Source organism: Caulobacter sp. CCH9-E1, from assembly GCF_001556515.1.
GTDB lineage: Bacteria > Pseudomonadota > Alphaproteobacteria > Caulobacterales > Caulobacteraceae > Caulobacter.
Genome location: NZ_LSJA01000177.1, coordinates 1 through 22,730, shown reverse-complemented (window position 1 = coordinate 22,730; position 22,730 = coordinate 1). Strand labels below are relative to the sequence as shown.

Genomic DNA, 22,730 nt, shown 5'->3' with positions numbered 1-22,730 from the left:
GACCTCCTGCACGGAGCTGCTGGCAATGACGCCCTCTATGGCGGCAACGGCGCCGTCAGTCCCTTCGAGCTTCAGCACGAAGGTTGACGGGACGAATGCACTGATATCCAGGGAACTCAGCCCCAAGAACCGCATAACGATATCGGCGTCGGACAGCTTTCCCGAGCCGTCCGCGTCGAACAGGAGGTAGGTGTCGCCCCCATCGGTCCAGGTCCACACCTGCTGGAAGCCCGGTCCATAGTCCTTGCTCGAGAAGGTCTGGCCCGGCCGAAGAGAGAAGTTGGGGTTTTCGATGGAGCCCCTAAAGACCTTCCGGTCATAGCCCGGATAGGTCTGGCCCAGACTCAGGCGATCGCCTTCCGACACCTTGAAGTCGGTGACCGTCGAATAACCCTTGCCCCAGACCCCTGAAACATTCTCGATCAGATCTGCGCCCGAACCACCGGTGACCTTGTAGGCGCCCTCGTGCAGCGTGATCTTGTCATCGCCTGCTCCGCCGTCGAGAACACCGGTAGTGTCGATGGGCGCGCCCATGAAAGTCGGGGTCAGGACGAGCGTGTCATCGCCGTCGCCGCCGAGCAGGGTGTCGCCAGCCCATCCCTGTATGACGTCGTCGCCGGCGCCGCCGTCCATGATATCGACGCCGGCGCCCCCGTAGAAATTGTCGTTGCCCGCTTCGCCGTAAAGGTAATTGGTCGAGCCCGCGTCCCCTGGCATGCCGGATCCCGACATGCCATCGGCGAAGAACGAGTCATTGCCGTCGCCACCGTAAAGGGTGTCGCCGCCGCTGCCGCCCCAGAAGGAGTCGTTGCCGGCGCCGCCATACATCACGTCCGCGTCGTTATAGCCCGTGAGCGAGTCGTTGCCCGCGCCGCCGTCAATACGGCCGGTCGGGCCGGCGTCTCCATAGCCGTCCAGGGAAAGCCTGTCGTCGCCGTCTCCGCCCAGCAGGGTGTCACCGCGCCCGCCCCGCAGATTGTCGTTGCCGTCGCCGCCATCCAGGACATCGCGGCCGGCAGAGCCGGCCAGGGAGTCGTCGCCGGCTTCGCCGTAGAGATAGTTGACCGTTCCGGCGTCGATCTGCGCGCCGTCGCCGCCCCCGGCGATGATCTGGTCATTGCCGGCGCCGCCACGCAAGGTATCGCCGCCATCACCGCCTTGGATGATGTCGAAGCCGTCGCCGCCGTCGATCGTGTCGTCGCCGGCCTCGCCGTAAAGCTGATCGTTGCCCGCTAGGCCGGAGATGACGTCATTTCCGGCGCCGCCGCGAATTTCGTCGCTGTCCGGCCCGCCGACCAGCGTGTCGGCGGCGACGGTTCCCTGGATTATGGCCACGTCAGTGCTCCAGATGGGGGATGCGCGGCCTAGCCGCCGAAGATGAAGTCGGCCTTGTAATAGCCCTTGGCCGGATCGAGGATGTCGATGGCGAAGGGGGCCGAGCCGTCGGCGAGGTCGGTCAACCAGGCGTCGTTGGAGCGCACCATCACGCCCAAGTCGGCCTTCTGCGCCTCGGCCAGCAGCCAGCCGACCATGGCCGCCTTGGTCCCCACGCCGTTAGGGCCATCGCCGCCATACGCCGCGAAATAATCGACGCGGCTGTCGATCATGGCGTGGATTTTGGCGTCCGTCGGCGCCGCGCCGAAGATGGTCTTGTACGCTTCGCGCGTCGCTTCGACGAAGCTCAACGCCCCATACTTCGCCGCGAACGCGTCCTTCGCCTCGCCCACCTTACCCAGGTTGACCGCAAAGTTGATGTAGCGGTTCTCAAGATTGAACGACTGGTAATAGGTGCTGTTGAGGTTGTTGGCGTTGGGACCTGTCGGCGAGACCAGATAGTCGATCCCCGCTTCGCCCGGCACCTTACCGGTGAAGAACTCGTAGGCCAGTGACGCTACGGAAGTAGTGGCGCCAGCGGCCCGGATCACCGCCCCGATCGCCTTGGTCTGGCTGGCGCCGGCCAGCAACGAGTCGGTGACGATCTTCGATCCCGCCTCTTGCGACGGCGCCGAGACGGGCGCCCGCAGGATGGCCGAGAAGGCCGTCTCCACCGGCGCGCTCAGAGAGTTCGCCGTCAGGGCTACGCTCCTGTCCGAGAACTTCAGGGTTTCGATGTTCTTCAGGGTGTCGATGCCGTCCGCGAAACCTTGGCGCAGATCGCTGAGCCACCACGAGCCATCGGCGTTGCGCAGCCAGGCGTAGTCATTGGAGGTTCCGGAATATTCGGCGGTGTCGCTGCCCGCGCCGCCGTCCAAGATGTCATCCCCGCCCTCGCCGCGCAGCACGTCCTCGCCCGCGCCGCCTCGCAGTAGATTCACGCCCTTGCCCCCGGTCAGCTGGCTACCGAAGGCGCCGGCGGTGACATTCTCCACCGACGACAGCGTGAACAGGCCCATTCCCGTCTGCTGGGCGCCGGCGAGGCCAAGGTTCACGGTGACCTTCGCCTTGGCCGCGCTCAGGTCGAAGAGGTCGACCTGGTCTTCGCCGTAAATCGTGATCGCGACCGTGTTGGCCAAATCATCGGAGACCGCGATCCGGTCGGCGCCCTGCCCCGCAGCGATGGCGAGCTCGCCCGTGATATCCCCCACCTGCGCCCGGGCGAGGTAGATGATGTCGTCGCCATAGCCGGTCTGCACGGTGTAGTCGGCCGAGTCGGCGTAGACGGTGTCGACGCCGGACGATCCATAGAGGGTGTCACGACCCGCGCCACCATACAGGGTGTTTGCGCCGTTGTAGGCGCTGCCCGACGACAGCCTGTCGTCGCCGTCGCCGCCATACAGGGTGGCGTTCGCGCCACCCGTCAACGTGTCATTGCCGGCCTCCCCATAGAGCAGCGCGCCGCCGTAGAGGCTGTCATTGCCATCGCCGCCGTGCAGCTCAGCGCGGTTTGAGTTGGCGGTGAGGGAGTCGTCGCCACCGTCGCCGTACAGCTTGTCGCTGGCGTCCTCCGCGCTATACCCGCCCAACGACAGGCCATAGATGGTGTCGTTGCCTTCACCACCGTGGATTACGTCGTCGCCCGCGCCGCCGTACAGGACGTCGGACCCGCCGTCGCCCCAGATCTGGTCGTCGCCGTCGTTGCCTAACAGCTGGTCGTAGTCGTCGCCGCCGTGGATTTGGTCGTCGCCATCGACGCCGTAATAGACGTCCTGACCGCTCGTGCCCTGGAAGATGTCGGCGGCTTGGGTCCCGAAGATCGCTTTGGAGAACGAGTTCTCGATGAAAGCGTCGACGCCCAGCGTGACCGCGCCCGTGAAGCGGACGACGCTGTCGCTGGACGTCAGGGTTCCCGACTGGTCGGTGTCAACCATAAGATAGGTGTAGCCGCCACTCGACCAGGTCCAGAACTGGGTGAATTCGTATCCGTAGTCGCTGGACGAGAAGACCTGGCCGACCTTCAGTTCGAAGTTCGGATTGTCCACCTGGCCCCGAAAGACGGATGTCCCGAACCGGCTCATCGCTAGGCGGTCACCCTCCCCGGCGTTGAAATCGGTGATCGTGCTGACGCCGCCCGTATTCCAGTCGCGCAGGAAAACATCGTTGAAGCTGTCGGCCCCGGACCCGCCGGTATAGGTGTGGCCGCCGCTGGCCAGCCAGAACAGGTCGTTGCCGGCTCCCCCGTCGGCGACGCCGTTCTTGTCTCCGGATTCGAAGCGCAGAACGTCGTCGCCCGCCCCGCCGCGCAGAACGTCGTCGCTGCGGCCATACAACGTGTCGTTCCCGTCGCCGCCGTCGAGCAGGTCCCTGCCGGCGCCCGCGCGCAGGGTGTCGTCGCCGGCGTCACCGTAAAGCTGGTTGACCGTGCCCGCCTCGCTCGTCAGGTCGATCGGGTAGTTCTCATCTCCAGCGAGCAGGGTGTCGTTGCCAGCGCCGCCATGCAGGATGTCGCCGCCCGCGCCGCCGTACAGCGTGTCGGAGCCGTCGCCGCCATCGATCGTGTCGTCGCCGGAGCCGCCGTATAGCGTATCATAGCTGGCGCCTCCCGAGATCTGATCATTGCCCCCGAGGCCGTAGTAGAAGTCCGGATCCGCCGTGCCGGTCCAGTTGTCGCCCCCGTCCGTTCCGGTCGAGGCGATGCCGCTGTAGGCCTTGAACGACGCAATGCTCAGCGAAGGCGAGCCGTTGAACGCCACGACGACATCATTGGCATCCAGCTTCTGGTTCGCGTTGGTGTCGACGATCAGATAGGTGACGTTGCTGTTAGTCCACGTCCACAGGCCGATCGCCGAACTTCCCGCCGGACTGTCTAGAGCCTGTCCTTCGGTCAGGCTGAAGCCAGCGGTCGCTATAGCGCCGTACCACGTCAGACGTCTGTAGTCGTTGTAGTTAATGCTGAGCTTGTCGCCCTGCGCCGCTGAGAAGTCGGCGATCGTATCCACTGCGCCCAGATAGCTGCTCTTCTCATAGCTATAGGCGTTGATCACGAAGGTGTCGGCGCCGGCCTGGCCGAACAGGACGTCCGCCCCACCGCCATCGGCCTCCACCACCAAGGTGTCGACGCCGTTCCCTCCGTCGATGATGTCCGCGCCGTAGCCGCCTAGCAGATAGTCGTCACCATCGCCGCCATACAGTCCGTCGACCCCGCTGAGCCCATATAGCCAGTCGTTGCCCTCGTCACCGGCCAGACGATCGTCGCCCTCGCCGCCGTGCAGTTGGTCGTCGCCGAACCCACCCGAGAGGCGGTCGTCGCCGGCTGAGCCGTCCATGTAGTCGTTGCCGCCGTAGCCGACGAGTAGGTTGTTCTTGCTGTCGCCGTACAGACGGTCGTCGAAATCGGTCCCCGTTGCGTTCTCGATGTTGACCAGGGTCACCGTTATGCCCCACCAGGCCAGGGTCTGCTGGGCCGTCTGGGCCAGGTTGATGGTCACGCCGGTTGGAATGAAGGCCAGCTGCAGGAGGTCGACTCCGTCGCCGCCGTCGAGATAGTCGGTTCCGATCGCGTCGCCGATCACGGCTGGCGCCAGGACCAGAACGTCGTCCCCGGCTTGGCCGTACAGGAAGTCGTCGCCCAGCCCGCCGTTCAGTCCGTCGGCGCCAGCGCCGCCGTGCAGGGTGTCGTTGCCGCCTTCGCCGTAGAGCGAGTCGTCGCCGTCCTCGCCGTACATGAGATCCGCGCCGTCGCCGCCGGCTAGGTTATCGTTTCCGCCCAGGCCGTGCAGTTCGTCGTCACCGGGACCGGCCTGATAGACGTCGTCACCGCTGGCGCCGCTCCAGTACGTCATATCGGGACCTCAAGACACCATTGGCGCGACACCATCCACGAGCACAACGCCACCTAAAATTGAGCTTAGCAGTGCCCTAAATCCTGAGGTCTCGTCAATCGCGCCATGTCCAAAGGCAAAGGGCGGCGGCTCACGCCGCCGCCCTTTCTTCGAAACCTTGGGAGATCCGAGCGCCCCTACCGCGCGAACTTCTGGAACTTGATGCGCTTCGGGATGAGGCTGTCGGCGCCCAGGCGGCGCTTCTTGTCCTCTTCGTACATTTCGAAGTTGCCCTCGAACCACTCGACGTGGCTGTCGCCTTCGAAGGCCAGGATGTGGGTCGCCAGGCGGTCCAGGAACCAGCGATCGTGGCTGATGACCACGGCGCAGCCGGCGAACTCTTCCAGCGCCTCTTCCAGGGCCTGCAGGGTCTCGATGTCCAGGTCGTTGGTCGGTTCGTCGAGCAGCACGAGGTTGCCGCCGGCGGCGAGCGTCTTGGCCAGGTGCACGCGGTTGCGCTCACCGCCCGACAGCAGGCCGACCTTCTTCTGCTGGTCGCCGCCCTTGAAGTTGAAGCTGCCGACATAGGCGCGCGAATTGATCTCGCGCTTGCCGACCATCATCACATCGGTGCCGCCGCTGATCTCTTCCCAGATCGTCTTGTTCGGATCGAGGGCGTCGCGCGACTGGTCGACATAGGCCAGCTTCACCGTCTCGCCGAGCTTGATCGTGCCGGCGTCGGGTTGTTCCTGGCCGGTGATCAGCTTGAACAGCGTGGACTTGCCCGCGCCGTTCGGGCCGATGACGCCGACGATGCCGTTCGGCGGCAGCTTGAAGGTCAGGTCCTTGAACAGGACCTTGTCGCCGTATTCCTTCTCGAGGCCGTTCACTTCCAGCACCACATTGCCCAGGCGCGGGCCGGGCGGGATCTGGATGTGGGCGTAGGTCTGGGCCTTGGAGGCGTTCTCCTGGTCGGCGACCATCTTCTCGTAGGCGGCCAGACGAGCCTTCGACTTGGCCTGACGGGCCTTGGCGCCCGAACGGACCCATTCCAGTTCGCGGGTGAGCGCGCGCTGGCGGGCTTCCGATTCCGACTGCTCTTGGACGACGCGCTTCTGCTTCTGCTCCAGCCAGCCCGAGTAGTTGCCCTCGTAGGGGATGCCCTTGCCGCGATCGAGCTCGAGCGTCCACTTGGTGACCTGGTCCAGGAAGTAGCGGTCGTGGGTGACCAGGATCACGCAGCCGGGGAACTCTTCCAGGTGGTGCTGCAGCCAGGCCACCGACTCGGCGTCCAGGTGGTTGGTCGGTTCGTCGAGCAGCAGCATGTCGGGCTTGCTGAGCAGGAGGCGCGCCAGGGCGATACGGCGCTTCTCACCGCCCGACAGCTTTTCGATGTTGGCGTCGTTGGGCGGGCAGCGCAGGGCGTCGATCGCCATTTCGATCTTGGAGTCGATGTCCCAGAGATCCTTGGCGTCGATGATCTCCTGGAGCTTGGTCATCTCCTCCATCAGCTCGTCGGAGTAGTCCTCGCCGAGCTTGGCCGCCAATTCGTTGTACTTGTCGAAGACCTTCTTGTCCTCGCAGTCGGCGATCACGTTGCCCCAGACATCCAGGTTCGGATCCAGCTGCGGCTCCTGCGGGAGGTAGCCGCGCTTGATGCCATCGGCGGCGCGCGCCTCGCCCGAGAACTCCTGGTCGAGGCCGGCCATCACCTTCAGCAGGGTCGACTTGCCCGAGCCGTTGACGCCGACAACGCCGATCTTGGCGTCGGAGTAGAACGACAGCCAGATGTTCTCGAAGACCTTCTTGCCGCCGGGATAGGCCTTGGTCAGGCCCTGCATCTGGAAAATATATTGCTGCGCCATGAGGCTCGCGTTCTCGCTGGACGGGGTTTCGGGAATTGGCCGCTGAAATAGCGGTCCGGGCCGCTTCGCGCAATCGCGGCCGGGAATTCCCGCCGCCGCGACTTTCATCGTTTCGTCGCGCGAGTGTCGACTATCCGACATGGAACCGTCGCTTGCGCGTCGCCGACCCTTGTTAGCCGGGCTCTGATCCGAGGCTGATCCGCGTCGGACAAGGGGATTCTGACAATGAAAAAGAACCAGATGCTTCTGGGCGCCGCCGCGCTCGTCCTCCTCACGGCCGTCGCGCCGGCCTTCGCCGACGACAAGGCCGACGCCGCCGCGACGCCCGCCGCCGCGCCCGCCGACAGTTCCGAAGTCGACGCCCTGATCATCATCGGCCAAGGCCAGAGCCGCCAGATCCAGACGCTGAACAGCGACGCGATCGGCCTGCAGGCGGCCGGCACGAGCGCGCTGAAGGCGATCGACAAGCTGCCCGGCGTCACCTTCCAGTCGGCCGACGCGTTCGGCGCCTACGAGTGGTCGACCCGCATCTCGATCCGCGGCTTCAACCAGAACCAGCTGGGCTTCACCCTGGACGGCGTGCCGCTGGGCGACATGAGCTATGGCAACCACAACGGCCTGCACATCAGCCGCGCCATCGCCTCGGAAAACATCGGCCGCGTCGAGCTGGCCCAAGGCGCCGGCGCGCTCGGCACCGCCTCGACCTCGAACCTGGGCGGCACGCTGCAGTTCTTCTCGCGCGATCCGTCCGAAGCGATGGGCGGCGAGCTGGACCTGACCGGCGGTTCGGACAACATGCACCGTGTCTTCGGCCGCTTCGAAACCGGCGCGATCGAGCAGCTGGGCGGCCTGCGCGGCTACATCTCGGTCGCCGACCAGAAAGCCGACAAATGGAAGGGCGGCGGCGAGCAGAAGCAGCGCCAGTATGACGCCAAAGTCGTGATGCCGCTGGGCCAGCGCGGCGACCTGACGGGTTTCTACCACCGCTCGGAACGCCGCGAGCAGGACTACCAGGACCTGTCGTTCGACATGATCAAGCGCCTGGGCCGCAACTGGGATAACACCCGGCCGAACTGGGGCCTGGCGATCGCCGCGGCGAACGCCTACCAGACCTCGACCGCCCTGCCCGCCCCGTTCAAGACGGTCGACGACGCCTACTACGCCGGCGCTGGCGTGCGTAACGACGACCTCTACGGCGCCAAGCTGAACCTCGACATCACCGACCGCGTGACGTTGGACGCCACCGCCTATCAGCACAAGAACAAGGGCCAGGGCCTGTGGTACACGCCGTACCTCGCCAGCCCTGGCTTCGGGACCGCCGGCTCGACCGCCGCGCCGCTGTCGATCCGCACCACAGAGTATGACATCGACCGCGGCGGCCTGACCGCCGGCCTGACGATCGACGTGGGCGCGCACCGCGTCAGCGGCGGCTTCTGGCATGAAGTGAACCACTTCAACCAGGCGCGCCGCTTCTACGCCGAGACCGCCGCGGCCCCGTCGCGCAATCCGCTGGACTTCCAGTCGAACCCGTTCTTCACCCAGTGGCAGTACGCGTTCGAGACCAAGACCACGACCGGCCACATTGAGGACGAGTGGACCCTGACGGACGCCCTGAAGGTCAATTTCGGCTTCAAGGCGATCAAGGTCACCAACAACGTCAAGACGGTGGTGGGCAATCCGCTGGCCGGCGAGATCGAGAGCAAGGACAACTTCCTGCCTCAGGTCGGCTTCGTCTACAAAGCCACGCCTGACTTCGAAGTGTTCGGCGGCTACACCGAGAACATGGGCGCCTATGTCTCGGCGGCCACCTCGGGCCCGTTCGCCTCGCAGAACCAAGACCGCGTCAACTACATCGCCAGGACCCTTGAGCCGGAAAGCTCCAAGACGTTCGAACTGGGCGGTCGTTATCGCACCGAACGATTCCAAGGCGTAGCGGCGGTCTATCACGTGACCTTCGACAACCGCCTGCTGGCGGTAGCCCAAGGCGCCGCGATCGAGGGCAACGCCCCGGTGCTGTCGAACGTCGGTTCGGTCGAGACCAAGGGCGTGGAACTGGCCGGTACGTACCGTCTGACCGACGCCTGGAGCTTGTATGGCGCCTATACCTACAACGACTCCAAGTATGAGAGCGACGTCGTCTCCCAGGACGGCAAGGTCCAAGCCCGCACCAAGGGCAAGACCGTCGTGAACACGCCCAAGAACATCTTCAAGGGCGAGATCGCGTTCGACCAGGCCGGCTTCTTCGGCAAGCTGGGCGTCGCCTATACCGACAAGCGCTACTACACCTACGAGAACATCGGCGGTCAGGCTCCGTCGACGACGGTGGCGGACCTGACCCTGGGCTATCGCTTCGCCGAGGAAGGCTGGGGCAAGGGCCTGGAAGTCCAGGTCAACGTCACCAACCTGACCGACAAGGACTACATCTCGACCATCGGCTCGGGCGGCTTCGTCAACAGCGATCCGAACGGCCAAGCCATGACCGTCCTGCCGGCCCCGCCGCGCCAGGCCTACCTGTCGGTCAAGAAGCGCTTCTGATCCTTTCGGGGGCCCTCAAGGCCCCCGATCTTCCTTCCCTCTATGACTTGGGCCGGGCGCGCGTCGTCCGGCCCTTTCTTTTTGTCCGGACACGATTTGCGGCCTGTCCGGACGCGGTTGCGCTGGCGGGAAGGACGCCGCTCGCGCCAACTGGCGGCATGACCGACACGCTCACATCCTCCGCCCAGACCTCGCCGACCGCCAAGTCCGAGATCCTGGAGATCGTCCGCACCACACTGGCCGGCCTTGCGATCGCCCTGCTCTTCAGGATCGTGCTGTTCCAGCCCTTCACGATCCCTTCTTCCTCGATGGAGCCTGGCCTCGTCGTCGGCGACTACATCATCGTCTCGAAGTTCGCCTATGGCTGGAGCCGCGCCTCCCTGCCCTTCAACCCGCCCTTGCCCGACGGCCGCCTGCTGGGCGGCGCGCCCGAGCGCGGCGACGTCGTGGTCTTTCGCCTGCCGCGCGATCCCAGCCAGACCTGGATCAAACGCGTGATCGGCCTGCCCGGCGACCGCATCCAGGTCCGTGGCGGCCAGGTGTTCGTCAATGGCGCGGCCCTGCCCCAGACGCCGATGACCGTGGTCCAGGATCATGACGATCCGTATCGCCAGGTGCTCGAAGTCCGCGAGCGTCAGCCCGACGGCCGGTCCTATGTCACCTATGACGGCGGCGTGGGCCAGCCGGGCGACGACACCGACGTCTATGTCGTGCCCGAAGGCCGCTACTTCATGATGGGCGACAACCGCGACAACTCTCTGGACAGCCGCTGGCCCCGCGAGTTGGGCGTCGGCCTGCTGCCGGCCGACAACATCGTGGGCAAGGCCGAGCTGGTGCTGGCGTCATGGAAACCGGGCGCGGCGGTCTACAAACCGTGGACCTGGCTGAACCTGCAGTGGAACCGTTTCGCCCGGCCGATCCGCTAAACGCTTCAGTGGGCCTTGAACTCGTCGAGGCTGAGGACGCCGTCATGATTTGCGTCCAGGCGCTGGAACGCCGCATCCGAGGCGGACGGCCGGGCGAGCGAGGGCGCGGCTACGGCGCCCACGGCCAAGCCGGCCAGAGCCGCCGCGGCGATACGCCAAGCCAGGCTGCGACGGCGGTTTGTCGTCGGCGCGCGGAGGTCCTGTTCGATGAAGTCGCGCAACGCCTCGCTGGCGGTGCGCCGCGCACCCTGGCAGCGCGCCATGAACGCCGCCTTGGTCTCGGGCGGCAGGCGGATCTCGAGGGTCTCGGTCTTCTTGGGCGGCCTGCCGAGGGGCATGGAGCGTCTCCGACGTTTCGGACCGCCATATTCGAGCCGCGCGGCGCAAAAGAAAAGCCCGGCCAAACGACCGGGCTGAAAGTTCATAGGGAGGAAACGCCCAGGAAGGGCAGAGGCGATCGGCGCCTCACGGGTTGTTGTTAGCGCTAACACGGGTGCGATTGCAAGCGATTCCTATGCGGCGAGGCGCCGCAGAGCGCAGAAAATTTTCCCACCGCTTTACGGCCCGGCGAAGAGGTCATACCAATGTTACCGCTACCGCTTCAGGCGGAGTGGGAGAGAAACGCTGATGATGTTGCGTACGCGTCGATCGCTGGCCGTCCTGGCCCTGTCTTTCGCCATGGCCCTGCCGCTGGGCGCTCACGCCGCCGAGGCGCGAGAGCGCTGGGTCGGCGCCTGGGCCAGCGCCCAGCTGGCGCCGGACGCCAAGAACAGCCTTGCTCCCGAAGACTATCGCGACGCCACCCTGCGCCAGATCGTGCGACTGAGCCTGGGCGGCGACAAGCTGCGGGTGCGCCTGTCCAACACCTTTGGCACGCGGCCGCTGACCATCAAGGCCGCGCACGTCGCGGTCTCCGCCGCGCTCGACAGCGCCCGGATCAAGCCCGAGACCGACCGCGCCCTCACCTTCTCGGGCCGTACGGACGTGACCATTCCGGCCGGCGCCGAATACTGGTCCGATCCCGTCGCCCTGAAGGTCGCGCCGCTGACCAGCCTGGCGATCAGCCTGCGCTATGTCGAAGCGCCCGACGTCCAGACCGGCCACCCCGGCTCGCGCGCGACCTCGTACGTCTTGGCCGGCGACCACGTGGCGGACGCGGATCTGCCCGGCGCCAAGACCGCCGACCGCTGGTTCCAGATCGCGGGCGTCGAGGTGGTCCCGACCGCCAAGAAGGCCGGCGCGATCGTGGCCTTCGGCGACAGCATCACCGACGGCTACGGCGTCCAGCCCAACACCAACCTGCGCTGGACCGACGCCCTGATCGAGCGGCTGAAGGGCAAGGATCTCGCGGTCCTGAACCTGGGCATCGGCGGCAACCGCGTGCTGCTCGACGGCCTGGGTCCCAACGCCCTGGCGCGGTTCGAGCGCGACGTGCTGAGCCAGCCGGGTGTCACCCATCTCGTCCTGCTGGAGGGCGTCAACGACCTCGGCACGCTGACTCGCGAGGCTCCCGCGACGCCCGAGGCCCACAAGGCCGTGGTCGAGCAGGTGATCGCCGCCTACCGCCAGATGATCGACCGCGCCCGCGCTCGAGGGATCAAGGTGATCGGCGCGACCATCCTGCCCTATGGCGGCTCGGCCTATTATCACCCCGGCCCAGAGAGCGAGGCCGACCGCCAGGCGATCAACGCCTTCATCCGCGCGCCGGGCAACTTCGACGGCGTCATCGACTGGGACAAGGCCCTGCGCGACCCGGCCAGGCCGACCCACCTGCTGGCGGCTTACGACAACGACGGCCTGCATCCCAACCTGGCGGGCTACAAGGCGATGGCGGAGGCCATTCCGCTCTCGCTCTTCGAGGCGCGATAAGAATCCGATTTCCCCGGCGCCACGGGTCACGCTTCGCGCGCCCGAGCGTAAACTCCTGCCGGGGGCCAGAGTCATCCGGAGGGTCAGACGTGCTCGCGCCGAAAACCAAAGCCAAAGCCGTTGGCCCCCTGGGTTCGATCTGGACCCCGACATTCGCCGGGGAGGTCGGAAGGTGGGGAAGCTTGATCGGACTGGCCCTCGCCGCCACCGCCGCCCACGCCTCGCCCAAGCCGGTGATCGCCGTCACCTGGGACGATCTGCCCACCCACAGCGCCCTGCCGCCCGGAGTCACGCGGGTCCAGATCGCGGCCGACCTGCTGAAGGCCTCCGCCGACGCCAAGGCGCCCGCCTTCGGCTTCATCAACGGCGTCCAGACCGAGCGCGAGCCCGCCTCGGCGCCCGTGCTGAAGATGTGGCGCGACGCGGGCCAGCCGCTGGGCAACCACACTTGGTCGCACCCGAACCTCGCCGCCCTGACGCCCGAGCAGTTCACGGCCGAGATCGCCCAGAACGAGCCCATGTTGAAGGACTTGATGCGCGGCAAGGACTGGCGCTGGCTGCGCTATCCGTTCCTGTCGGAAGGCGACACGCCCGAGAAGAAGCTGGCCGTGCGCCAATGGCTGGCGGCCAACCACTACAAGATCGCCAGCGTGACCATGAGCTTCGACGACTGGGCCTTCAACGAGCCCTACGCCCGCTGCGCGGCCAAGGGCGACGAGGCCGCCATCGCCGAGTTGGAGAAGCGCTATCTGGACGGCGCGGCCGCCATGGCGGATCGCTCCCGCGCCATGGCCAAAACCCTGTACGGCAAGGACATCCCCTATGTGCTGCTGATGCACGCGGGGGCTTTGGACGCCCGTCTGGCGCCGCGCCTGTTCCAGCTCTATCGCGACAAGGGCTTTGAGTTCACGACGCTCAAGAAGGCCGAGAAGCATCCGTTCTACAGGACGGACGTCGATCCCAGCCTGCCGCCCCAGCCCACCACGCTGGACAATGCGCTGAAGGCCAAGGGCTTGCCTGTCCCGCCCAAGCCGGTGGACCTTGAGGCGCTAGCGAGCTTCTGCCGTTAGCGCCTCTGCGCGTTTCAAGCCTGAAACAACTTCGCTGCTGACAACCGCGGCGCGCCCGCATAGCGTCCCGCGCCATGAAAACGCCCTCGCTCACGGCGCTCGCGGCCGTCCTCGCCCTCTCCTCCCCCGCCCTGGCGGAAAAACTCACCCCCGAACGCATCTTCGCCGATCCCAGCCTTTCGGGTCCCACGGCCAAGGGCGTGGCGCTGTCGCCGGACGGCAAGCGGGTCACCTATCTGAAGGCCAAGCCCGACGCCGCCAACGTCCAGGACCTGTGGGCGGCCGACGTGAAGGGCGGCGAGCCCTACCGCCTGATCGACTCGGCGGCCCTGTCCTCGGGTAACAAAGAGCTCTCCGAGGCCGAGAAGGCCCGCCGCGAACGCGCTCGCGTCGCCGCCACCCGCGGCATCGTCGAATACAGCTGGGACAAGCAAGGCCGCTTCATCCTGGCGCCGCTAGATGGCGATATTTATCTCGCGGCGGTCGCCGATGGGAAGGTCACGCGCCTGACCGAGACCCCGGGCGACGAGGTCGACGCCAAGGTCTCGCCCAAGGGCGGCTACGTCTCCTACGTCCGCGACCAGAACCTCTATATCAAGCCGGCGACCGGCGGGACCGAGACGGCCCTGACCACCGAGGGCAAGGACGCCCTGTCGTTCGGGACCGCCGAGTTCATCGCCCAGGAAGAGCTCGACCGCTTCACCGGCTACTGGTGGAGCCCGGACGAGGCGCGCATCGTCTACACCCGCGTCGACGAGAGCGGCGTCGACATCGTGCCGCGCGCCGACATCGGCCCCAGCGGCGCGACCATCGTCAACCAGCGCTACCCTCGCGCCGGCCGGCCCAACGCCGTGGTCGAGCTGTTCGTCCGCGACCTGGCTTCCGGCAAGGTGGCCGCGCTGGATCTTGGCGCGAACAAGGACATCTATCTCGCCCGCGTCGACTGGTCGGCCGACGGCAAGACCGTCTATGTCCAGCGCCTGACGCGCGACCAGAAGACCCTGGACCTGATCGCCTTCGACGCGGCGACCGGCAAGGGTCGCACGATCCTGACCCAGACCGACCCGCACTACATCGAGGTCGCCGACGACTTCCAGCCGTTGAAGGACGGCTCGTTCCTGTGGTCGTCCGAGCAGGACGGCAACCGCCACCTCTATCGCTACGCCGCCGACGGCAAGCTGATCGCCCAGATCACCAAGGGCGACTGGCCGGTCTCGGCCCTGGAAGGCGTCGACGAAGCGCGCAAGGTGGCGATCTTCGCCGCCTCGATGGACACGCCGCTGGAGCGCCGCCTGTACGAAGTCAGCTACGCCAAGCCCGGCAAGCCCAAGGCCCTGACGCCGGCCGGCGGCTGGTGGTCGGCCAAGGTCGCCAGCACCGGCGGCGCCTTCGCGGCGTCCTACAGCGATCCCAAGACCCCGCCCCAGACCGCGCTCTACGCGGCCGACGGCAAGCGCGTGCGATGGATCGAGGAGAACAAGTTGGCCGAGGGTCATCCGTACTGGCCCTACGCCTCGACCCTGCCGGTTCCGGAGTTCGGGACGCTGAAGACCGCCGACGGCGAGACCCTTCACTACGAGATCCTCAAGCCGACCAATTTCGATCCGGCCAAGAAGTATCCGGCCATCGTCTCGGTCTATGGCGGCCCGCACGCCCAGCGCGTGATGAAGAGCTGGCAGAGCCCGTCCGAGCGCACCTATCTCGAAGCCGGCTATGTGATCTTCAAGCTGGACAACCGCGGCAGCGGCAATCGCTCGGCCAAGTTCCAGCGCGCTCTGGATCGTCGCATGGGCACGGTCGAGGTCGAGGATCAGCTGCAGGGCGCCAAGTTCCTGGCCAGCCTGCCCTATGTCGACCCGGACAAGCTGGGCGTGATGGGCTGGTCGTACGGCGGCTTCATGACCCTGATGCTGATGACGGCCGAGAACACCCCGTTCAAGGCCGGCGCGGCCGGCGCGCCGCCGACCGAGTGGAGCCTCTACGACACCGCCTATACCGAGCGCTACATGGGCAAGCCGGACGAGAACAAGGCCGGCTACGCCTATGCCGACATCAACACCCGCCTGGATAAGCTGAAGCCCGGCAGCCTGCTGCTGCTGCACGGCATGGCCGACGACAACGTGATCCTCGAAAACAGCACCCGCGTGATGGCGGCCCTGCAGAAGAAGGCGGTCCCGTTCGAGATGGCGCTGTACCCCGGCGAGCGCCACAGCGCCGGCAGCGGCAAGTCCAAGGGCCTCAGCGTGCTGAAGACCCACCTCGACTTCTTCGACCGCAAGCTGAAGGGCGGCCAGTAGGCGGCAGATCCCCGCGCGGTTTAGGCCGCGCGGGTCCTTCGCGGGCCCTGCGGCGACGTGCGGCGACGTGCGGCGCCGGTAAGACCCCATGTCGCAGGGCCTTCAAGTGTCTTAACCATTACTCTTGTCCTCAGGTTGTGAGGCAAGACCATGAGCAAGACCCACGCTGACGCCGTCGAATGGCTGATCGAGACCGTCAAGGAAGCCCTCGAGAACGGGACCGCGACCGAGGACGATCTGCAGGAATGGCTGCTGGCCGCCGTCCTCCTGGAGGAAATGGCGGTCGAGGAAGAAGCCGACGCTCGATCGCTTGACGCCTGGATCGACGCCTCGCCGACGCTCCACTGATCAAACGCCGCCGGCTTAAAACGTTCGTAACTTGCGCGTTCTGACGCGGGCGCCCAGAGTTGAGCTCCACTCGGGGAGCCCCTCATGCGCACAGTGTTCTTCGCCGCCGTCGCGGCGCTGGCGATCCTGCCCTCAGTCACCCAGGCCCAGACAGTCTCGCAGACGGCCGCCCAGACGGTCGCATCGACGCCCCTGATCGAACGGGCGAAACTGTTCGGCAATCCCAGCCGCGGTCGAGGCCTGATCAGCCCGGACGGCAAATGGCTGGCCTGGGGCGCGCCCAGGGACGGCGTGATGAACATTTGGGTCGCGCCCCGGTCCGACCCCAGCCAGGCCAAACCGCTTACCAGCGAGAAGACGCGGCCGATCCGCAGCTTCTTCTGGTCGCCGGACTCGTCGTCCATCCTGTTCATCAACGATAAGGGCGGCGACGAGAATTTCCTGCTGTATGGCGTGGATGTCGCCACCGGCGTTCAGCGCGCCCTCACCCCCTTCGAAAAGACCCGCGCCCAGATCCTGGGCATAAGCCGGGAAGTCAAAGACCGCATCCTGGTGGGTCTCAACAACCGCGACCCGCGCTGGCACGACGTCCACAGCCTGGACCTCAAGACCGGCGAGCTGAAGATGGTGTTCAAGAACGAGGGCTATGCCGGCTTCGTCGCCGACGAGACCCTGACCCTGCGCCTGGCGCAAAAGGCGCGCCCGGACGGCGGGGCGGAATACTACCGGATGGCCGGCGATAAGGTCGAGGCGACACCGGTGGTCAGCTACGGTCTCGACGACTCCCTGACCACCGCGGCGTTGGGCTTCACCACCGACGGCAAGACGCTGTACTGGCTGGACTCGCGCGGCCGAAACACGGCGGCCCTCGTCGCTCAGGAGGGCGACCAGACCAAGATCGTGGCGCAGGACGCCAAGGCCGACATCGGCCAGATCCTGGCCGATCCCAAGACGGGCGCGGTCCAAGCCTACGCCGTGAACTATCTTCGCAACACCTGGACCGCCGTCGATCCGGCCGTGAAGGCCGATCTCGATTTCCTGCAACGCGAGCTGAAGGGCGAGATCGGCGTCACGTCGCGCACCGACGCCGACGACCTTTGGACCGTCGCGGTGGACCCCGTCAGCGCGCCTTCGGCGACCTATCTCTATGACCGCAAGGCCAAGGCCCTGACCAAGCTGTTCGTCTCGCGCCCCGAACTGGAAGGTCTGCCGCTCCAGCCGATGCATCCCGTCGAGATCAAGGCGCGCGACGGCCTGACCTTGGTCTCGTACCTGACCTTGCCGCCAGGGGCGGACGCCAATGGCGACGGCAAGGCCGACAAGCCCGCGCCGATGGTCCTGTTCGTCCACGGCGGCCCTTGGGCACGCGACGCCTACGGATACCACAGCTACCATCAGTGGCTCGCCAACCGGGGCTACGCGGTGCTGTCGGTGAACTATCGGGCGTCCACGGGCTTCGGGAAGGACTTCATCAACGCCGGCAATCTGCAGTGGGCCGGCAAGATGCATGATGACCTCATCGACGCCGTGAAATGGGCCGAAACCAATGGTGTCGCCGCCCCCAGGCAGACGGCGATCATGGGCGGGTCCTACGGCGGCTACGCCACCCTGGTGGGCCTGACCTTCACGCCGGAGACCTTCGCCTGCGGCGTCGACATCGTGGGCCCCTCGAACCTCGAGACCCTGCTGAAGACCATTCCGCCCTATTGGGAGGCTGGAAAGCAGCAGTTCTACAAGCGCATGGGCGATCCGACGACGCCCGCCGGCGTGGCCCTGCTCAAGGATCGCTCGCCCGTCTATCGCGCCGGGGCGATCACCAAGCCGCTGCTGATCGGCCAGGGCGCCAACGACCCGCGCGTGAACCAGGCCGAGTCCGACCAGATCGTGGCCGCCATGCAGGCCAAGAACATTCCGGTGACCTATGTCCTGTTCCCGGACGAGGGCCACGGCTTCGCCCGGCCTGAAAACAACATCGCCTTCAACGCGGTGACCGAGCAGTTCCTGAAAGGCTGCCTTGGCGGGCGCTCCGAGCCGATCGGGGACGCCCTCAAGCCCTCGACGGCCCAGGTGAAAGCTGGCGCGGACTTCACACCGGGCCTGCGGGAGGCGTTGGCGGCGAAATAGCGCATGGAGAGGCGTTGACTTCCGTAGCGAAAGAAAACGAACCTCTCCAAATGACAAGCTACTCCGAACTGCTTGCCGGCGTCGTCGCCACCGACGCCGGCTTCACCGCCCACGTCACCGACGACTGGAAGCAGGGCCGCACCACCTATGGCGGCCTCTCGGCGGCCTTGTGCGTCGAGGCCGCCCAGCGGGCTTTTCCGGACGCCCCGCCCTTGCGCTCGGGCCAGTTCGCTTTCGTCGGCCCGGCGGCGGGCGAGTTGTCGATCGCGGTCAGGACGCTGCGCCAGGGCAAGTCGACCCTGTTCGCCGGCGTCGACCTGCTGGGCGAACAGGGCGTGGCCACCCACGCCACCCTGACCTTCGGCGCGGCCCGCGAGTCGCACCTGTCCTACGAGGACGTCCCCTGCCCCGTCGTCGCGCCGCCCGACCAGTGCGAGCCGTTCCACAAGGGCGACGCCAGCATGGCGCCCAGCTTCGTGCGACAGTTCGATTTCCGCGTGGCGGGGGGCGGGCGGCCGGGTTCGGGCGAGCCGCCGGAGTATCTGCTGTGGATCCGCCACCGGGATCCCGCCGCGACCTCGCTGTCGGCCCTGATCGCCTTGGGCGACGCCCCGCCTCCGCCGGCCATGACCTTGTTCCGCCAATTCGGCCCGGTCTCGACCATGACCTGGTCGCTGGACGTGGTCGGCCTGCCTGACCAGAACGACGACGGCTGGCGCCTGCTGCGCAGCCGCGCCGAGACCATCGGCCATGGCTATTCGACCCAGGAGATGCATCTGTGGGACGCCAAGGGCCGCCCGCTGATCCTGGCGCGGCAGAATGTTGCGGTGTTCGTCTAGGCTAGACTCCGACCTCCCCGGCGAATGCCGGGGCCCAGATACATCCGGAGCGGCTTGAGGTTTCTCGCCAATCGACCAAGCGGTCACCGCCACTTCGGTGGGTTCGATCTGGGTCCCGGCATTCGCCGGGAAAATCGGATTTGGAGAAGCTCGCGCCTCTTGGCGAACGCGGAATTCTGCCCCCATGCTCCCCGCCTTGGCCGCCGGAGTCGCGGCCCGCGTGAGGGGGAAACGTCCATGACCAAGATCGCCTGCCTGGCCGGCGCGGCCGCCCTGGCCCTGCTCGCCGGAACCGCCCATGCTCAGTCGGCGGAAGACGCGACCAAGGCGGCGCTGGCGGCGATCCAGGCCAAGAACCCGACGCTGCACGCGGTGATCGCCACCAATCCCAATGCCCTCGCCGACGCCAAGGCGCTGGACGCCGAGCGCAAGGCCGGCAAGGTCCGCTCGGCGCTCCATGGCGTTCCGATCCTCCTGAAGGACAATATCGAGAGCGCCGACCCTCTGCCCACCACCGCCGGCTCGCTGGCCCTGAAGGACAACATCACCGGCCGCGACGCGCCGGTGGCCAAGCGGCTGCGCGACGCCGGCCTCGTCATCCTGGGCAAGGCCAACCTGTCGGAATGGGCCAATATCCGCTCCAACAAGTCGATCAGCGGCTGGAGCGCGGTCGGCGGCACGGTGCGCAATCCCTACGTCCTGGATCGCAGCGCCTGCGGCTCGTCCAGCGGTTCGGGCGCGGCGGTGGCGGCGGGCCTGGCGCCCCTGGCCATCGGCACCGAGACCGACGGCTCGATCACCTGCCCCGCCGCGATCAACGGCCTGGTGGGCCTGAAGCCCACGGTCGGCCTCGTCTCGCGCACCCACATCGTGCCGATCAGCCACAGCCAGGACACCGCCGGCCCGATGACCACCACGGTCGAGGACGCCGCCAAGGTGCTGACCATCATCGCCGGCTCCGATCCCGCCGATCCGGCCACCAAGGACGCCGACGCCCGCAAGACCGACTACGCCAAGGGTCTCTCCAAGGACGCCCTGAAGGGCGTGAAGCTGGCCGTGGCGCGCTTCTACACCGGCTACTCGCCCAAGACCGACGCGGTGTTCGAGCGGGCGCTGAAAGAACTGCAGGCCCAGGGCGCGACCCTGGTCGACGTGAAGGACTTCGACGAAGGCCCGATCGGCAAGGCCGAGGGCGTGGTGCTCTACACCGAGCTGAAGGCCGACATGGCCGCCTATCTGGCCTCGACCGACCCGCAGAAGGTCCCGGCCCGCACGCTGGCCGACCTGATCGCCTTCAACAAGGCCACTCCGAAGGAGTTCGAGTGGTTCGGCCAGGAGCGCTTCGAGCAGTCGGAGAACACCAAGGGCTTGAGCGATCCCGACTACTTGAAGGCCCTAGCGGACTCCAAGCGGCTGGCCGGTCCCGAAGGCATCGACAAGATCCTGAAAGACACCGGCGCCGTCGCCATCGTCGCCCCGACCACGGGTCCGGCCTGGACCATCGATCCGCTGAACGGCGACAACTACGGCGGCTCGGCCACCACCCTGCCCGCCGTCGCCGGCTATCCGCACCTGACCGTGCCGATGGGCGATGTCACCGGCCTGCCGGTGGGCCTCTCCTTCATCGGCCCGGCCTGGAGCGAGAAGCTGCTGCTGAACCTGGGCTACGCCTACGAACAGGCGACCCGCCACCGCAAGCCGCCGACGTTCCTGAAGACGATCGCGCCGTAGGGCAAAAGCTCTGGCGCGATGAGGCCCAGCGCCAAATGCTTGCCGGTTAGACGGGAAGTCTAGTGACGGTCTATTCGCGAAGTGGCGGCCACTGCCGCGAGGCGTGGAGCAGCGCAAGGATCCACACCGTGTCGCGGTCGACTTCGTAGACCAGACGGTAGGATTCGTGAGGGAAGAGTTCTCGGGTTCCCGCGACCAACCCAGGGCGGCCCCTCATCGCGAACTCGGCGAGGGACGACGCCGCATCGGAAAACAGCTGGTCCATGCGCGCGGCCGCCCGCCGATTCTCGGCGGCGATGTAGTCCATGATGTCGAGACGATCCAATCGGGCCGAAGCCGTCCAGCGGACGTTCACCCCCGCACCTCACCCGCCTTTCCCTCGAGCGCGAGGCGGCGCGTGGCGAATTCGGCTTCCACCTCGTCGTTCGACTGGTCCAGGCCCGCGACGCGGTCGCGGCGACCGGCCTCGACCTTGGCGCGGACAAAGGCGTCATGATCGCGCTGATCGCGTTGGCGCTGGACGTAGTCGCGCATCAGGTCGCGCACGATCTGCGAGGCTGGCCGATCGACCGCCTGCGCCTCGGCGATGAAGGCGTCACGTAACTGGGGCTCAAGCTTCATGGTGAAGACCGCGTCTTTGGCCATCAGTCGCTCTCCGCGCCAGGCGATGAAAACGTATATACGTCTTTCATACGCCTCAGGCTAGCGCCGGACGCGGCCGCGCCCGTTCGTTCTTCCCTCATCGCCCGATGTTCCGCATCGGGAGGAGCACAGAGCCTCTGCCGGAGCCGAGAGCGGTCATGCCCAAGGTCTGTTTGACGTCCGCCCAGGATTGCAAGCGTTCTTAGCTCTCAGGTCAGAAACCGGACCTCCCCGGCGCTCGCCGGAGAGGCCCATCCCCTCACCGCCCCGTCGGCATGTCCTTGAACGCCACGTCCTTGTCGACGCGGACATCGCCCGGCAGGCCCAGCACCCGTTCGGCGATGATGTTCTTCAGAATCTCGTCCGTGCCGCCGGCGATGCGCAGGCCCGGGGCCCACATCAGGCTTTGCTGGAACGCCGCCTCGGCCGGGGCCTGGTCGGGATCGACGAGGATGCCGTACTGATCCTCCATCTCCACGGCGGTGTTGGCCAGCTCCTGCAGCTGGTTGGCCGAGATGATCTTGCCGATCGAGCTTTCCGGTCCCGGGGTCTGGCCGCGCGATAGGGCGGTCATGGTGCGGAAGCGGGTGAATTTCAGCCCCTCGGACTGGACGTACCAGTCGGCCAGCTTGTCGCGGAAGCCTTGGTCCTTCAGCGCCGGACCGGCGACGCCCGACAGCTGGCGCGCCAGTTTCATGATCTCGCGATAGTTCGGGCCGGCCGAGCCGCCGACCGCCAGGCGCTCGTTCATCAGGGTGACCAGGGCCACCTTCCAGCCGTCGCCGACCTCGCCCAGGCGCTGGCTGTCCTTGACGCGCAGGTCGGTGAAATAGACCTCGTTGAACTCGCGGCCGCCGGACATCTGGTGGATTGGCCGGCACTCGACGGCGGCGTCGCGCATGTCGATCCAGAACATGGTCAGACCCTTGTGCTTGGGCACATCCGGGTCCGTGCGGGTCAGCAGGATGCCGTAGTCGCAATAGTGGGCGCCGGTGGTCCAGACCTTCTGGCCGTTGATCACCCACTCGTCGCCGTCCTTGACCGCACGCGTACGGAGCGCCGCGACGTCCGAGCCGCCGGCCGGTTCGGAGAACAGCTGGCACCAGATCTCCTCGCCGCGCACGGCCGGGCCGACGAAGCGCTTCTTGGTCTCGCCGTCGGCGAAGGCCATGACGGTCGGCACGCACATGCCGAGACCGATCGTGAAGTAGCCGTAGCCAAGGCCGGCCTTGGTCTCTTCCTGGCCAAAGATCACCGACTGGATCGGCGTGCCGACCGTCATGGCC

General features: G+C 66.7%; 14 protein-coding genes and 2 pseudogenes. 9 read left to right on the top strand and 7 right to left on the bottom strand.

The window, feature by feature from the left end:
* The 3 genes and pseudogenes from AX690_RS10960 to ettA all read right to left on the bottom strand — a co-directional run.
* Positions 1 to 1,335: pseudogene (locus AX690_RS10960) on the bottom strand (calcium-binding protein); the annotation flags it as partial.
* A gap of 29 nt (positions 1,336 to 1,364) precedes the next feature.
* Positions 1,365 to 5,219 (bottom strand): calcium-binding protein, encoded by a 3,855-nt coding sequence (locus AX690_RS10955; protein ID WP_066682795.1) that lies wholly within the window; start codon positions 5,217 to 5,219, stop codon positions 1,365 to 1,367.
* A 176-nt stretch (positions 5,220 to 5,395) separates the two neighbouring features.
* Positions 5,396 to 7,063: an energy-dependent translational throttle protein EttA gene (ettA, locus tag AX690_RS10950; protein ID WP_066682796.1), complete on the bottom strand. Its 1,668-nt coding sequence runs from the start codon at positions 7,061 to 7,063 to the stop codon at positions 5,396 to 5,398.
* Between the two features lie 225 nt (positions 7,064 to 7,288).
* On the opposite strand from ettA, the gene AX690_RS10945 reads away from it, so the two are divergent.
* Positions 7,289 to 9,598 (top strand): TonB-dependent receptor, encoded by a 2,310-nt coding sequence (locus tag AX690_RS10945; RefSeq protein WP_066682797.1) that lies wholly within the window; start codon positions 7,289 to 7,291, stop codon positions 9,596 to 9,598.
* Between the two features lie 158 nt (positions 9,599 to 9,756).
* Positions 9,757 to 10,524, top strand: a complete 768-nt coding sequence (gene lepB / locus AX690_RS10940) for a signal peptidase I (protein ID WP_066682798.1) — start codon at positions 9,757 to 9,759, stop codon at positions 10,522 to 10,524.
* 5 nt (positions 10,525 to 10,529) lie between these two features.
* Here the strand turns inward: lepB and AX690_RS10935 are convergent, their stop codons facing one another.
* A complete protein-coding gene (locus tag AX690_RS10935; protein ID WP_066682799.1) occupies positions 10,530 to 10,862 on the bottom strand; it encodes an EF-hand domain-containing protein in 333 nt (110 codons plus the stop codon).
* Between the two features lie 289 nt (positions 10,863 to 11,151).
* On the opposite strand from AX690_RS10935, the gene AX690_RS10930 reads away from it, so the two are divergent.
* The 7 genes and pseudogenes from AX690_RS10930 (at position 11,152) to AX690_RS10900 (ending at position 20,802) form a co-directional block, all read left to right on the top strand.
* Entirely contained in the window at positions 11,152 to 12,393 is a 1,242-nt protein-coding gene (locus tag AX690_RS10930) for an SGNH/GDSL hydrolase family protein (protein ID WP_066682800.1), read from the top strand.
* A 182-nt stretch (positions 12,394 to 12,575) separates the two neighbouring features.
* Positions 12,576 to 13,463, top strand: a complete 888-nt coding sequence (locus AX690_RS10925; RefSeq protein WP_369798201.1) for a polysaccharide deacetylase family protein — start codon at positions 12,576 to 12,578, stop codon at positions 13,461 to 13,463.
* Between the two features lie 74 nt (positions 13,464 to 13,537).
* Complete coding sequence (locus tag AX690_RS10920) at positions 13,538 to 15,760, top strand: S9 family peptidase (RefSeq protein ID WP_066682801.1); 2,223 nt, start codon at positions 13,538 to 13,540, stop codon at positions 15,758 to 15,760.
* Positions 15,761 to 15,910: 150 nt separating this feature from the next.
* On the top strand, positions 15,911 to 16,108 hold the full coding sequence (locus AX690_RS10915) for a hypothetical protein (RefSeq protein ID WP_066682802.1): 198 nt from the start codon (positions 15,911 to 15,913) through the stop codon (positions 16,106 to 16,108).
* An 84-nt stretch (positions 16,109 to 16,192) separates the two neighbouring features.
* On the top strand, positions 16,193 to 18,232 hold the full coding sequence (locus tag AX690_RS10910) for a S9 family peptidase (protein WP_066682803.1): 2,040 nt from the start codon (positions 16,193 to 16,195) through the stop codon (positions 18,230 to 18,232).
* 50 nt (positions 18,233 to 18,282) lie between these two features.
* Entirely contained in the window at positions 18,283 to 19,071 is a 789-nt protein-coding gene (locus tag AX690_RS10905) for a thioesterase family protein (RefSeq protein WP_066682804.1), read from the top strand.
* A 184-nt stretch (positions 19,072 to 19,255) separates the two neighbouring features.
* Positions 19,256 to 20,802 (top strand): annotated as a pseudogene (locus tag AX690_RS10900) (amidase).
* Positions 20,803 to 20,872: 70 nt separating this feature from the next.
* On the opposite strand, the gene AX690_RS10895 reads toward AX690_RS10900, so the two are convergent.
* From AX690_RS10895 to AX690_RS10885, 3 genes are all read right to left on the bottom strand, one after another.
* Positions 20,873 to 21,157, bottom strand: coding sequence for a type II toxin-antitoxin system RelE/ParE family toxin (locus AX690_RS10895; protein WP_066682806.1), 285 nt, complete (start codon positions 21,155 to 21,157; stop codon positions 20,873 to 20,875).
* Complete coding sequence (locus tag AX690_RS10890) at positions 21,154 to 21,447, bottom strand: antitoxin of toxin-antitoxin stability system (RefSeq protein WP_066682807.1); 294 nt, start codon at positions 21,445 to 21,447, stop codon at positions 21,154 to 21,156. Before AX690_RS10890 ends, AX690_RS10895 begins: the two co-directional genes overlap by 4 nt.
* A 256-nt stretch (positions 21,448 to 21,703) precedes the next feature.
* Positions 21,704 to 22,730: acyl-CoA dehydrogenase family protein (locus AX690_RS10885; RefSeq protein ID WP_066730371.1), on the bottom strand; the 1,027-nt coding region annotated here is incomplete at its 5' end.